The sequence below is a fragment of the Planctomyces sp. SH-PL62 genome, from assembly GCF_001610895.1.
In the GTDB taxonomy this organism is placed as follows: Bacteria; Planctomycetota; Planctomycetia; order Isosphaerales; family Isosphaeraceae; genus Paludisphaera.
This window is the reverse complement of the sequence record NZ_CP011273.1, coordinates 857,314-870,923: the sequence shown is the minus strand read 5'-3', so window position 1 is coordinate 870,923 and position 13,610 is coordinate 857,314. Positions and strand designations below refer to the sequence as shown.

The 13,610-nt window shown below is 70.0% G+C and carries 11 protein-coding genes; 2 read left to right on the top strand and 9 right to left on the bottom strand.

What is annotated here, in order from left to right; translation table 11 throughout:
• Nucleotides 1–53: 53 nt before the first annotated feature.
• The 9 genes from cheB to VT85_RS03360 all read right to left on the bottom strand — a co-directional run bounded on the left by cheB (nucleotide 54) and on the right by VT85_RS03360 (nucleotide 10,857).
• Entirely contained in the window at nucleotides 54–1,187 is a 1,134-nt protein-coding gene (cheB, locus tag VT85_RS03400; RefSeq protein ID WP_068410526.1) for a chemotaxis-specific protein-glutamate methyltransferase CheB, read from the bottom strand.
• Between the two features lie 6 nt (nucleotides 1,188–1,193).
• On the bottom strand, nucleotides 1,194–2,060 hold the full coding sequence (locus VT85_RS03395; protein ID WP_197491068.1) for a CheR family methyltransferase: 867 nt from the start codon (nucleotides 2,058–2,060) through the stop codon (nucleotides 1,194–1,196).
• A 1-nt stretch (nucleotide 2,061) separates the two neighbouring features.
• Nucleotides 2,062–2,568 (bottom strand): chemotaxis protein CheW, encoded by a 507-nt coding sequence (locus tag VT85_RS03390; protein ID WP_068410523.1) that lies wholly within the window; start codon nucleotides 2,566–2,568, stop codon nucleotides 2,062–2,064.
• Nucleotides 2,565–4,568: a methyl-accepting chemotaxis protein gene (locus tag VT85_RS03385; protein ID WP_068410520.1), complete on the bottom strand. Its 2,004-nt coding sequence runs from the start codon at nucleotides 4,566–4,568 to the stop codon at nucleotides 2,565–2,567. Before VT85_RS03385 ends, VT85_RS03390 begins: the two co-directional genes overlap by 4 nt.
• Nucleotides 4,565–6,997, bottom strand: a complete 2,433-nt coding sequence (locus VT85_RS29735; RefSeq protein WP_082858320.1) for a chemotaxis protein CheA — start codon at nucleotides 6,995–6,997, stop codon at nucleotides 4,565–4,567. The genes VT85_RS03385 and VT85_RS29735 overlap by 4 nt, the downstream gene beginning before the upstream one ends.
• Before the next feature lie 348 nt (nucleotides 6,998–7,345).
• Nucleotides 7,346–7,813 (bottom strand): response regulator, encoded by a 468-nt coding sequence (locus VT85_RS03375; RefSeq protein WP_197491067.1) that lies wholly within the window; start codon nucleotides 7,811–7,813, stop codon nucleotides 7,346–7,348.
• A 114-nt stretch (nucleotides 7,814–7,927) separates the two neighbouring features.
• Nucleotides 7,928–8,224 carry a lipid asymmetry maintenance protein MlaB gene (locus VT85_RS03370; RefSeq protein WP_255376976.1) on the bottom strand — a complete coding sequence of 99 codons (297 nt, stop codon included), beginning with the start codon at nucleotides 8,222–8,224 and terminating at the stop codon, nucleotides 7,928–7,930.
• Between the two features lie 205 nt (nucleotides 8,225–8,429).
• The gene (locus tag VT85_RS03365) at nucleotides 8,430–9,599 is read right to left on the bottom strand and encodes a response regulator (protein ID WP_197491065.1); all 1,170 of its coding nucleotides are present in this window, start codon (nucleotides 9,597–9,599) and stop codon (nucleotides 8,430–8,432) included.
• Nucleotides 9,600–9,771: 172 nt separating this feature from the next.
• A complete protein-coding gene (locus VT85_RS03360) occupies nucleotides 9,772–10,857 on the bottom strand; it encodes a ferrochelatase (RefSeq protein ID WP_068410507.1) in 1,086 nt (361 codons plus the stop codon).
• 363 nt (nucleotides 10,858–11,220) lie between these two features.
• On the opposite strand from VT85_RS03360, the gene VT85_RS03355 reads away from it, so the two are divergent.
• Together VT85_RS03355 and VT85_RS27340 are read left to right on the top strand one after the other, a co-directional pair.
• Nucleotides 11,221–12,060, top strand: coding sequence for an ankyrin repeat domain-containing protein (locus VT85_RS03355; protein ID WP_068410504.1), 840 nt, complete (start codon nucleotides 11,221–11,223; stop codon nucleotides 12,058–12,060).
• Between the two features lie 134 nt (nucleotides 12,061–12,194).
• On the top strand, nucleotides 12,195–13,583 hold the full coding sequence (locus tag VT85_RS27340) for a hypothetical protein (protein WP_068410501.1): 1,389 nt from the start codon (nucleotides 12,195–12,197) through the stop codon (nucleotides 13,581–13,583).
• The last annotated feature ends 27 nt before the right edge of the window (nucleotides 13,584–13,610 follow it).

Here is a 13,610-nt window from a genome sequence, read left to right as displayed (position 1 = left end):
GGCGACGCCCGGCCGACGCTCCCCGGACGCCGCGCCCGGCCTGATCGGATCGATCAGTGCCAGGTGCCGGCGTCGGGGTTCGCGACCCATGCCTGGATCGTCGTGGCGATCGAATCCAGCGGGACGACGTACTTCGCCGCCCCCCGTCGGATCGCCTCGCGAGGCATGCCGAAGACGATGCAGCTGGCCTCGTTCTGGGCGATGGTCAGGGCCCCGGCCTCGCGCATCTCCAGCAGCCCGCCGGCGCCGTCGTCCCCCATCCCGGTCATGATGACGCCGGCCGCCGCCGGCCCCGCGGCCTGCGCGGCGGATCGGAAGAGGACCTCCACGCTCGGCCGGTGGAGGCAGACCGGCGGGCCCTCCTGCATCTCCACGCGGTAGCCCGAGCCGTGCCGCTTGATCATCCCGTGCGACGTCCCGCCGGGGATGATCAACACCCTCCCGGGCCGGACCGGCTCGTGGTGCCGGGCCTCGGTCACTTCGAGCTTGATCCGGGCGTCGTTGTTCAGCCGCTCGGCGAACGCGCCGGTGAAATCGGCCGGCATGTGCTGGACCACGACCAGGCCCGGCGCGTTGGCGGGGAAGCCGGCCAGGAGCGCCTGGATCGCCTGCACCCCGCCCGTGCTCACCCCCACGACCACCAGGGGGTCGCTCACCGTCCCGCGCGGCATGTAGGGCGAATAGGGGAGGACGGCGTCGGCCGAATGGCGCGAGTCGACCTGGCCCGACGGCCGGTCCTCGCGGAGCGGGAGCCGGCCGGCGCGGGCCGCGTTGCGGATGCTCTCCAGCAGGTTCGCCGACCATTCCGGCAACCGCGAGGCGTCCAGCCAGTTGGGCTTGGCGATGACCTCGATGGCCCCCATCTCCAGCGCCGTCACGGCCCGATCGGCGACCGACGTGCAGAGCACCACGGGCATCGGGTGCTGCTTCATCAGCTTGCGCAGGAACGTCAGCCCGTCCATCCGGGGCATCTCGACGTCGAGCACGATGACGCCGGGGACCGACCGGCTGAGCATGGCGACCGCCTCGTACGGGTCGGCCGCGAGGGTGACGCGGAACCGATGGTCCGACTCGATGATCGACTTCAGCCGCTGACGGATCACGGCGCTGTCGTCCACCACCATCACCTCGATCGCCGAGTGATGCGCGGGCGGGACCGGCGGTTGGGAGCGATCGCGCAGGGCCATGGCGGCTCAAGCCTCTTTCTGGAAAATCGACGGCGACTGCTTGTGGAACACCGCCGGGACCGACGGCAGGATCTCGCCGTTGCCCATCACCAGCCAACCGGCGGGCCGGATGTGCTGGGCGAGCCGATTGAGCAGAACCTGCCGCTCCTCGTCGGAGAAGTAGATCGAGACGTTGCGGCAGAAGACCACGTGGAAGTCGGTCGGGATCGCCCAGTGGGCCGTTCGCAGGTCGATGTGCCGGAACTTCACCAGGTCGCGGATCTCGGGGACGATCCGGAACGAGCCCTCGCGGGGGCCGCGGCCCAGCAGGAAGAATCGCCGGAGCCGCGCCTGCGAGACCCCCTGGACGTCCCGCGTGGTGTAGATCGCCCCGGCGGCCACCTTGAGCATCTCCAGCGACAGGTCGCTCCCCCAGATGTCGATCCGCGAGAGGCTGTGGGGCGGCAGGGCCTCGGCCAGGGCCATCGCCATGCTGTAGGGCTCCTGCCCGGACGAGCAGCCGGCCGACCAGATCCGCACCGAACTCGTCGGCGACTCCCGGAGCCACTGGGAGACCTTCTCGATCAGGAAGGTGAAGTGGGCCGGCTCGCGGAAGAACGAGGTGTGGTTGACCGTGCTCAGGTCGATCAGCAGCTGCGCCCCCCAGCCCGTGGGGTCGGGCCGCAGCGCCTGGTCGTAGAACTGCGAGAAGCTGGCGATCCCCCGCGCCTGCAGGCGAGAGCGCAGTCGCGCCTGGAGCAGCCCCAGCCGGTGCGTCTCCAGGCTGATGCCGATCTGGCTGCGGAGGAACACAATGACGCAGCCGAAATCTTTTTCGGACCACGCATCGGGTTCACCCGAGGGCGAGGGTGGCAGCAGGCCCGACGTCGCCACGTTAAACTCCCCCGCCATTGATCGAGGCCAGAACCGAGAACACACGGTCCACGTCAAGCACCAGCAGGAAGGCGTCCTGGTGTCGGATCAGCCCCCGGACGAACGGCGTGGTCTTCCCCAACCCCAACTGCGGCGACGGCTGCACCTCGTCGGGCGCGAACTCCAGGACGTCGGAGACCCGATCGACCAGGAGTCCCGTCACCTCCGAATCGTTCCCCGCCTCGGTCTCCACGATCAACACGCTGGGCGCGCGAGCGGGCTTGGGGTCGACCGGCAGTCCGAACGGGATCCTCAAATCATACACCGGCACGACATGCCCGCGTAGGTTGATCACCCCCAGCAGGCATCGCGAGGCCCCCGGGACCTCGGTGATCGCCAGCACGTCCAGCACCTCCTGGACGCGCATGACCTCCAGCGCGTAGCCCTCCCCCCCCAGGCGGAAGACGACGTACGATTGGGCGCGGTCCCGTTCCCGTTCGATGACGTCGTCGGTGGTCATGTCGATCATCCGCGGCGGTCCTTCAGGGGATCGCCTCGGCCGAGAGGCGAGGCGTGGAGGTCGGATCGAGTTCGGATCGACGCGGCGGGCGTCTCGCCCCCATCAGAATCGCTCGAAATTGTCGTCGTCGTCAAGGTTGACCACCACCCCGCCCCTCGGCGGGGGGACCATGCCGGCCGACGAGGCCCCGGCCCCGGCGGCCGACGGGGGGGGCCCGGCAGCGGCCCCCCGGCATGATGGCCGTGGCCCTGGGCCGAGGGATGCCCCGGCCCGGTCCCATGCCCATGCCCCGTCGCGACCGGGTGGTCGACGCCGTGGCGGCCGTCGCTCGCGAGGGCGGCGGGGGCCCGATGGACCGGGTGGTGGGCGCTCCCCCGCGACCCGTGTTCCAGCCCCCGACCCGGCGAGGGGGCGAGCGGGGGCTTGTAGGCTCCGGCGTCCAGCCGGAAAAAGTCGACCTCGCGCTGGAGGCTGGACGACTGCAGCGCCAGGTCGGTCGAGGTGGCCGCGAGCTCGTGGCTGGCCGCGGCGTTCTGCGAGACCACGTCTTCCAGCTGCTTCACGCCGATGTTGATCTCGCGGATCGCGTTCATCTGCTCCTGGCTGGCGGCGGCGATCTCCGAGATCAGCTCGGACGTGTCGCGGATCATCGGCACCGTCCGCTCCAAAAGTTGGCCGGCGTTCTCGGCGACCGCCACGCTTTTCTTGGCCAGATCGCTGATCTGCTGGGCCGCCGCCTGGCTCCGCTCGGCCAGCTTCTTGACCTCGCCGGCGACCACGGCGAACCCCCGGCCGTGCGGGCCGGCGCGGGCGGCCTCGATGGCCGCGTTGAGCGACAGCAGGTTCGTCTGGTAGGCGATGTCCTCGACGATCAGGATCTTCTGGGTGATCTCACGCATCGCGGCGACGGTCTCGTGGACCGCCTCCCCTCCCCGGCCGGCCTGGGCGCTGGCCTCGTTGGCGGTCCGGGCGGTGTCGCGGGCGTGCTGGGCGTTGCGGGCCACCGAGCCGTCGACCGACTGGAGGCTGCTGCCGATCTCCTGGAGGGTCGCCGCCTGCTGGTGGGCCCCCTGGGCGAGCTGCTGGGCCGAGGAGTTCAGCTCGTTGCTCGCCGTCGAGACCGACGCGGTCATGTTGCGGATCTGGCCCACGACCTCCGAGAGCTTGCCCACCACCGAGTCGGTCAGCCCGGCCAGCTCGCCCATTTCGTCCGAGCGGACGATCCCGGTGCGGTTGTAGAGGTGCCCTTCGTGCAGGTCCTCGGTGACGCGGATGATCTGGAGCAAGGGGCGGATGAACCAGCGGCCGAACAGGAAGCCCAGGAGGATGGTGAGCGGGATGATGGCGCCCAGGAGCATCAGGATCTTGCTCTGCGAGCCGTAGATCGTCTCGTAGGCGTTCTTGCGGGGCACGGCGACGAGGACCGCGTAGCCGTGCTCGTCGCCGGGCGCGAGGGTCGTCGCCAGCCGGATCGAGGCGAAGCCGACGACCTCGGGCTCCAGGTAGGTCTCGCCCGAGACCGGCTCCACGTGATCGTGGCCGATCGCGTTCTGGGCCCGGTTGACGGTCGCCCGGTATCGGGATTCGAGCGTGTCGGCCTTGTCGTCGAACGAGCCGGCCGGTCCCCGGTGGCGGATCACGACGCTGTTCCGCGGGTCGACGACCATCACCTGGGTGTTGGCCAGCTCGAACCGCGAGACGACCTCGGAGATCGCGTTCTGGGTCATCCGCCGGGTGGCGTCGTCCAGGTTCCACTCCGGCAGCGCCAGCCCCTCCTGTTCGGGGGCGTCCGCCGTCGCCGGGGCCGTGGCCGGCCTGGTCTTCTGGTTGGTCAGGGCGATGGTGTGGATCTTGTCGCTGATCGCGGACGCGGCGGTCTGGATGATCAAGTCTTGCTTGCGCTTGAACTGGTCGTCGGCGATGTAGGCGGTCGCCGCGACGATGCCCGCCGGGATCAGGCCGAAGGCCACCAGCGCCAGGGTGACTTTCTTCCGCAGGGTCAGTCTCATCGGACGGTCTCCGCCCTCACGCCTGCCATCGGCGTGCTTCGTAAGGTGTTCTCGGCGATCCGCGATTCCGAAACGAGCGCCGCCAGGTCCAGGATCAGGGAGACCGAGCCGTCCCCCAGGATGGTCGCGCCGGAGAACCGTCCCAGGCCGTGCAGCCCCTCGCCGAGCGACTGGATGACGGCCTGGACCCGCCCGCTGAGGCGATCCACGGCCACTCCCACGCGCCGGCCGGCGTACCGGGTGAGGAGCAGTTCCTGACGAACCGGGGGGGGGCCCTCGATCCCGAAGAGCCGCCGCAGCGAGATGGTCGGCACCAGCTCCCCGCGCACCGTCACGCAGGACCGATCCTCGGAGAGGGCCGTCTGGACGCCCCCCAGCGCCACGCACTCCTCGACCTGGGCCAGGGGGACGACGTAGCGTCCTCCGCCGGTCTCGATCAGGAGCCCGTCGATCAGGGCCAGGGTCAGCGGCAGGCGGAAGGTGAACGAGGTCCCCTTGCCCGGCGTACTCTCGACCCCCAGGCTCCCCCGGAGGGCCCGAACCGAATCGCGGACGACGTCCAGGCCCACGCCCCGGCCGGACATGTCGCTCACCTGATCGCGTGTCGAGAACCCGGCCTCGAAGATCAGGCCCACCACCCGGGGGTCGTCGGGGGAGGTGCCGGGCGGGATCAGGCCCCGGTCGATCCCCTTGCGGACGATCCGCTCGCGGTCGAGGCCGCGTCCGTCGTCCTCCACCTTGAGCGCCACCCGATCTCCCTCATGACCCGCCGTGAGCGTGATCCGCCCGACCCGGGGCTTCCCCGCGGCGAGCCGCTCCTCCGGGAGTTCGAGGGCGTGGTCGACGGCGTTGCGGATCAGGTGGATCATCGGGTCGCCGAGACGCTCGATGATCGTCCGGTCGAGTTTGGTCTCCTGCCCGAAGATCCGAAGCTCGATCTCCTTGCCCGAGCGGTCGGCCTGGTCGCGGACGAACCGGGGGAACCGCGAGAAGAGCTCGTCGACCGGGACCATCCGGAGGTCGAGCGTGGTGTCCCGGATCTCACGGCTGACCCGCAGCAGCGATTCCAGGGTGGCACCCCAGGGGGCCGCGCTGCGGACTTCGCGAAGCCCCTGCAGGTTGTCGGAGATGACCGCCAGTTCGCCGGCCAGGCCGACGAGGTCGTCGAGTTGCTGGGCGTCCACCCGGATCCGGCCGTGCGCGCGGGCCGCCGGGACGTTCGTCGCGACCACGGGACGCTTCGCGCCGTCGGCGGCGGCGGCCGACGCGGGCGCGGCGGGCGTCTCGATCGGGGCCGGGGCGGGGACGGGCTGGGACCTGGCGACGGGCGTCGGCGGCGACGACACCGGCGTGCCCCTCGGCAGCTTCAGGAGCGGGGTCTCCACCGGCTCGAACGACCCGTCGTCGAGCCGTCGCTCGACCCCGATCGCGCCGTCTTCGGCCACGAACAGGAAGACGTCGTCCAGCCGCTCGGGCTCCACGTCGGTCCGGAGCGTACAGGTCCAGCTCAGGTAGCAGCGCTCGGCGTCGAAGTCGTCGAGGGTCGGCACGGCCTCGGCGTCCGCCAGGACCTCCAGCTCACCCAGCTCGCGCAGTTCATCGAAAACCCCCAGCAGGTTGACGCCTCGCTTGAGGACGTCGGGGCCGGGGGCGAATCGGATGCGGTAGAGGGGCTTGGGTTCCCCCTCCGGCTCGGCGGCCTTCGGGGCGGCGGGCGACGCCGAGGGCATGGACCTGCGCTCGGCGGCCTTCCCTCGGGGGGGGGCCTTGGGTTTGGCCTCGGCTTTCGTCTCCCCACCGGCCTCGGCGGGCTTCTCGGTCTTGCGTCGCGAGCGTTTCGGCTTCGCGGCGGGCTTCGACTCGGGGCTGCTTTCGGCCGCCGGCGGCTCGGGCTCGTCGGGCTTCGTCGGTGGGCCGGTGGCCGGGGGCGGCTGGGGTGCCTCGGGCCTGGGCTCGGGCGACTTCGACGGCGGGGGAGGCCCGGCGGACGAAGGCGCGGGGACCGGGGCCGGCGAGGGCGACGGATGAGTCGGCGGCGCGGCGGGGGGCGGCTCGTCGGGCGGCTCGGGGGGCCTGGTCGAGGTCAGCAGGTCCGTGAGGCGCTGGCTGAGGTGACTCGAGCCGGGGATCGGCGAGCCTCCGGCCTCCCCTTCGACCATGGCCGCGAGGTGGTCGCGCGATTCCAGCAGCGTGGTGATGATGTCGGAGTCGACGGCCAGGCTGCCGGTCCGGATGCGTTCGAGGACGGCCTCGATGCCGTGGGTGAACTCCGCGATCGCCCCCAGGCCGACCATCGCCGCGGCGCCCTTGACGCTGTGCGCGGCGCGGAAGGTCTTGTCGAGGTGCGCGCGGTCGCCCTGGCGGCGTTCCAGCTCCATCAGCCCTTCTTCGAGGCTGATCAGAAGCTCACGCGCCTCCTCGTAGAACATCTCGCGAAATCGATCGTCCGCACTTCCCAAGGCCGGATGACTTCCTGACTACGAAGGAGGACGGCGCGTCGACGCGGACCGCCCGGAACTCATGTCTTGCACCTCGATCGGGGGGGATCGATCAGGCCGTGGGCTTCTCGCCGGCGGCCCGCCATGTTCGCCCATCCCACCCGCTTTCCAACTTCGGTCCTATTGTATGCGCGCAACACGTGCGCCGCCTCCCGGATGTGGGGCCATTTCGATCCGGGAGGGGGGCCATCGCCTTGAACTTTACACGACGACGAGGCGGGGGGACTGGAGACGGCCGGGAAAGCCGCTCCGCCCAACCGGCCGACCCCGCGCAGGCGGCTACTCCGGAAGGACGCGGCGGACCCAACGTCGGAGATGCTCGCCGTCGACCGGCTTGACCAACCAGCCGGTGACCCCCTGTCGGCGCCGGGGGTCGAACTCGCCGGGCTGCTTGCTGGAGAGGACGAGGACGGGGAGGAACCGATGGGCGGGGAGTTCCCGCACGGCCGCGAGCAGCGCCAGGCCGTCGAGATTGGGCATCTCCAGGTCGGTCAGCAGCAGGTCGCAGGTCGAATCCTGAAGGTATTGGAGGGCGGCGTCGCCGTCGGCGACGGAGACGACCTTCAGGCCCATCCCGCCGAGCTGTTCGGCGACCCATCGACGGACCGATCCGCTATCGTCGGCATGGAGGACGGTCTTGGTCTTGGTCATGGTCTTGGCGCCGGCGTGCGACAGATCATGCGGATCATTCAGACGGGAGCGTCTGGCCGCGGGCGCGGGGAGCGTCTGGGGGGAGGCCCAGTTCATAATCGCCGCCTCCAGGCTGGTCCGCCCTGATCCTCGGCGGTGGCCGCCGGGGATCAGGACGCGACGTCGTCTTCGAGTCCCGCCGGCTGGAGGCTGCACGGCCTCCCGCCGGGGTCAGTCCTTTTGCGATGCCGATTCGAGCCAATCGGAGAGCCCCGCGCGCTCGGCCACCTCGACGCACGACCGGGGGATCTTGGCGAGGACCAGGCTGCGGCCGTCGGCCTTCGCCGTCTGGACGCACGAGATCAACAACTGGAGCCCCGCCAGGTCCCATTTCGTCGACTCGTCGAGTTCGACCTGGAGATCCACGCCCTCGGCCAGGGCCTCTCGGAACGCCTCGCGCAGGCCGGCGACCTCGTAGATCGTCACCGGGCCGTCGAGCGCCACCGTTTTCGGTCCGCCTGGGTTCACGACCAGATCGCGACCCTGACGGCCGCGCCCACGACTTCTTCTGAAATTATAAGATGATCCAGACCGCGCGTCGAGACGGTGGGCTCCGCACGATGCGCACGAATCACCGTTCTGGGTATTCTAGCACGTTTCCGGCGACGCGGTCCATCGGCCCGGCCAAGGGTGAGACGGCGCGGGCCCGCGTTTGCGGATCGACCTCACGTCCTCACTTTGGGGCGGGGTGCTGGATGACGATGATGTTGATGTCGTCGGCCGGTCGGCCGGGGGCGGTGTAGGCCTGGACGGCGTCGTCGACTTGGTCGATGATCTCGGTCGGGTCGCTGCCGTAGTGGCCCTGGAGCAGGGTCTTGAGCCGCTCCTCGCCGAAGATCACGTCGGACGGGTCCATGGCGTCGGGGAGGCCGTCGGTGTAGAGGATCAGGGTTTCGCCCGGCTCCAGGCGGTCGGCGCCGCCGGCGGTGCCGTCGACCATGCCGATGCCGAGCATCCCCGGATTCGATTCCAGCATGCGCGGACCGTTGGGGCCGATGACGATTCCCGACGGGTGGCCGACGCCGGCGTAGCGGATCAGCCCGGTCTCCTCGTCGGCGATCAGGTAGAAGCCGGTGCAGAAGTAGCCTTCGGGGAAATACTGCTCGCCCGAGACGTCCAGGCCGGCGAGCAGCTCGCCCGGCTCCAGCACGGCGATCGACAGCCCGGCCGCCAGGGTCTTGACCATGCCCGAGAGCATCGCCGCGTTGACCCCGTGGCCCGAGACGTCGGCGACGAGCACGCCCAGCCGGTTGTTATCCAGCCGGTAGAAATCGTAGACGTCGCCGCCGAGCTGGTTGGCCGGGGTGTAGCGCACGGCCACTTGCAGCACGCCCCGGGGCTTGGGGGGCCGGGGCATCATCGCGAACTGGACCTTGCGCGCCAGCTCCAGCTCGAAAGTCAGCTTCTTGTGCGCGCTTTCCAGCAGCCGGTTGCGATCGGCCAGCTCGGAGCGGAGGTCGGCGATCCGCAGGTGGGCGCGGATCCTCGCGAACATCTCCTGGATATCGTCCGGGCTCTTGGGCTTCTGGATGTAGTCGTCGGCCCCGGATTCCAGGCCGGCGATCTTGTTGTGGGTCTCGCCCAGGGTGGTGAGCATCAGGACCGGGATCGACCGGATGTCGACGTCGGCCTTGGCGGCCTTGCAGAAGCCGGGGCCGTCCAGCTCGGGCATCTCATAATCGGTGAGGATCAGGTCCGGTCGGGGATCCTCCTTGGCCTGGATCAGTCCCTCGGCCCCGTCGTTGGCCGTACGGACCTCAAAGCCCTCCTCCTTGAGCAGCGTGCCGAGCATGCGGCGCATCGTGGAACTGTCTTCAACCAGCAAAATCCGACGCGACGACATCAACGTTCTCTCCCCGGCCCGGCTCGCTCCCCGCACGTCGAATCCGTCGGCGCGGGGTGTCGGAAAACGGATCACCCATCCGCCTGCGACCGGACGAGTCGGGTCGAAGGCGGGAAGCCTCATGATAGGGGACCGGACGCGGCGATGGCTAGTCCAGCCCGAACCTCGTCCCTCAGGCCCCGGCCTTCGCGTAGGCCGCCGCCGGCCGCGCGGGGGGGAGGCAGCAGTCGACCGGGCAGACGTCGTGCGAGGGGCCGAACCGGCCGACCGCCCGCCGCTCCTCGGCCTCCGCATGCTGGAGCCGCTCGCAGATCAGCTCGCGAATCATGCGGACGAAGCCCCGGTGGGTCCCCACGGTCCGCGAACGCGCCAGGGTCAGGCCGATCCGCTCGCAAAGCAGCCGCGCCTCCTCGTCGAGGTCGTAGAGGACTTCCATGTGGTCGGAGAGGAAGCCGATCGGGTGGACGACGACCTCCTCCGCGCCGCCGTCGCGCAGGGCCTGGAGGTGTTCCAGGATGTCGGGCCCGAGCCAGGGGTCGCTGGGACGGCCGCTTCGGCTCTGGTAGACGAGCGACCAGCGATCGTCCTCGATCTTCAACTCCTCGGCGACCAGTCGGCAGGTCTCCTCGAGTTGTCGCACATAGGCGGACGACGCGGCCATCGACGTCGGGAGGCTGTGTGCGGTGAAGGCGATGGGGACCCGTCCCCTCGCCTCGGCGGGGAGGCCGGCGAGCGCCTCGCGGACCCGGTCCGCATTGGCGGCGATGAATTCGGGGTGGTTGTAGAAGACCCGCACCTTGTCGACCGTCGGGGCCGTCGGGCCGACCTCCTCACGGGCGCGGCCGATATCCTCACGATACTGTCGACAGCTCGAATAGGAGCTGTACGCCGCCAGGACGACCGCCAGGACCCGCTCCACGCCGGCCCCGGCCATCTCCCGCATCGTGTCCGCCAGCATCGGCGTCCAGTTGCGGTTGCCCCAGTAGATCGGGATCGTCACCCCATGCCGACGCATCTCGGGGCCGAGGTCGTCGATCAACGCTCGGGTCTGGGCGTTGATCGGGCTCACCCCGCCGAAGTGGTGGTAATGCTCGGCGACCTCCTCGAGCCGCTCCCGGGGGATGTTGCGGCCTCGGGTCACGTTCTCGAGGAAGGGCATGACGTCCTCGGGCTTCTCCGGGCCGCCGAAGCCGACGATCAGGATCGCGTCGTACTCGGGCGTCAGCCCGTTCCCCTCGGCGAGATTGCTTTCGGCCATGCTTGATGTACCACCAGGTGCAAGAAGGTCATGCGGATCGAAGCATCTTTAGCGGTCTTCGGCCGGAATCTCAAGGCCACTCATCGCGGCGGGCCGGACCAAGGGGCGACCTGCAACCGCGAAGGATCGCCCCCACGCAGGTCATAACGGAGGAATTGATCTTTGGGGACGCAACGATTCGAAAAGGGCGGACCGAATTCTGTCGGCGAAAGGAGATCGCCTGAATTATAGGTCGCCGTATGGCTCGGCAAGGTGAAGGAATGCTCAGGCCGCGCCGCCTCCACGCCGCGCGTCATTGCCGGGTTCGGGTCCGTCGAAGTATAAAAGCCGGTAGGTCTCGTCCCCTCGCGCCGGGAGAACGACATGGAGAACGCCGATCGACCGGATGAGGGAGACGGCGAACCGCCGCCCGACGCGCGCGACGAGTTCGGTTACACCCCGCTGATCACGGCGGCCTGCGCCGGTGATCGGGAGCGGGTCGAGTCGCTGCTGGCGCGCGGGGCCGACCCGAGCGCCCTGTCGGGGGACGGCTACTCCGCGCTGCTCTGGGCCGTCGAGTCCGAATCCCCCGTCGCGCCCGCTATCCTGGCGAAGCTGATCGCGGCGGGGGCCGATCTGCACGGCGTCGGCATGAACGGCTGGACGCCCTTGCACCTGGCGGCGGCTCGGGGGCTCGTCGACAAGGCCCGGATGCTCCTCGACGCCGGCGCGGAGGTCGACCGCCGCGCGACGATCGACGGCGAGGAGACCCCGTTGATGGAAGCGGCCCGCGCGGGCCGGCCCGAGACCGCCCGCCTCCTGCTCGAACGCGGCGCCGACGCCTCGCTCCGCGACGTCATGCTGAACCGCAACGCCCGCGAGATCGCCGAGGACGCCGGCCGAGGCTGCGACCCCGGCGTCTTCGAGATGCTCAAGCGGCAGCCGATCCAGCTCGATCCCGACGCGATCCTCGATCGCGCGGGCCTCGAGGGCGAGGCCCGAGAGTCGCTCAGGGCGAGGCTCGAAAGCTACGACGCGGCCGAGAGCTACCGCGAGAGCGCCGACCGCCTCGCCCGCGAAGGCCGCCACGCCGAGGTCGTCCGGCTCCTCGATGCGCACGCCGGGAACATCGGCCGGCTCCGACGTTGGGGCGACATCTTCCGCAGAATCTGGAAGGGCAAAATCCACCTCGACCAGTTCCATTTCCGCTGGCGGGGACGCTGAAGTCCTCGGAATCTTGACACACCATGCTCCCACGGATATAAGGATCCGACGTCCGGCCATCGCCGGTTGCTTGCACTCACCTCGCCTCCCCCGCGCGGGGAGCGAGGCCCCGTCGTCTTCCATCGGGACGCTCCATGAAGGTCAAGTTCGCCTGCCCGAACTGCGGCAAGCCTCACAGCGTCGATGGCTCGCTGGCCGGTAAGAAGGGGCGATGCCAGCAATGCGGGACGGTGATGCGAATCCCGGGAGCGCCCCGCGCCGTCGCCGCGTCGGGTTCGCCCGCCTCGCGACCGGCCCCCGTCGCCGACCCCGTCGACCCTTTCGGCTTCGACGACGAGCCGAGCCCCGCTGCGGCCGGTCCCCTCCCCCCTCGGGGCGGCCTTTCCGCCTCGACGGAGGACGAAGGGGGCGTCCTCCCCGGCAGGATCAAGACGAAGTCGGGCAAGTCGAAGTCGAAGCGGAAACGGGCGGGGGACGGGCCCTGGAACCTGCCCTTGCGGGGACTGGCGGTCAACCTGATCGTGCTCTCCCTGCTCGGCAGCTTCATTCGGACCGGCCTGGCGAGCGCGATGGGGGCGTCGTCTTTCGTCTCGACCATCACCTGGATCAACGTCGGGCTTGCGGTCCTGGCGATGGCGCTGACCGTGGCGTCGGTCGTCGGCGCCGCGATCAGCTTCTTCGGCGGGAACCGGCGAGCCTTCTCCGGCGAAAGCCTCGGGGGTCAGCTCGCGTGGGGCTGGGCGATCTTCCAGTCGGCGCTGGTGCTCGCCGCCTTCGGCGTCACGTACCAGTACGGCGGGGCTTTCGGCCTGGCGACGATGGGGAAAAGGCTCTCCACCACGCCTCGTGAGAACCTGGAGACCTACGATCGCCTGTTCGAATCGTCGATCGGCACGCTGGACGAGATGAGTCGGCTCATCATGACCGCGCCCGAGCCGGGGACGCCGGAATACGACGCCCACTTCCAGGCGTTCGTCGGGCTCATGGCCCAGGCCCAGAACAACGCCGCCCAGTACATCTCCACCCCCCTCCCCACTCGCGATCAGGCGGAATTCCTCCGAACGCGCTACCACCTCCCGCTGGTCCAGGCGCTTCGGAGCGCGGCCGATTCGATGCGGGTGATGGCGAACAAAATCGGCCCCCTCGCGACGACCCCCGAACAGCGGACTTCCGTCGACGCATCGCTGAAATGGGCGGACTCCACCAAAACGATGGTCGACACGCTCGACAAGTTCTTCGTGGGGGACGTGACGAAGTGGTATCTCTACGCGACGACGCCCAGGGCCGGCGAGGGGGCTGGAGCCGCACCGGTGCCGGGCCAACCCCCCGAGCACGTTCTTCGGCAGATCCGCGAGGCCGAGGAACGGAGCCGGGCCCCCATGAACGGCGGCCCCGGCGGTCCCTCCTTTGGGCCGGGTGGTCCTTCCTTCGAGCCTGGCGGACCCGGCGCCCCTCCGTTCGGACCGGGCGGTCCTCCGTTCGGACCGGGCGGTCCCGGCGGCCCGCCTTTCGGGCCGGGCTGACCCGGGTCCTGGGATTCAGGGTCGGCG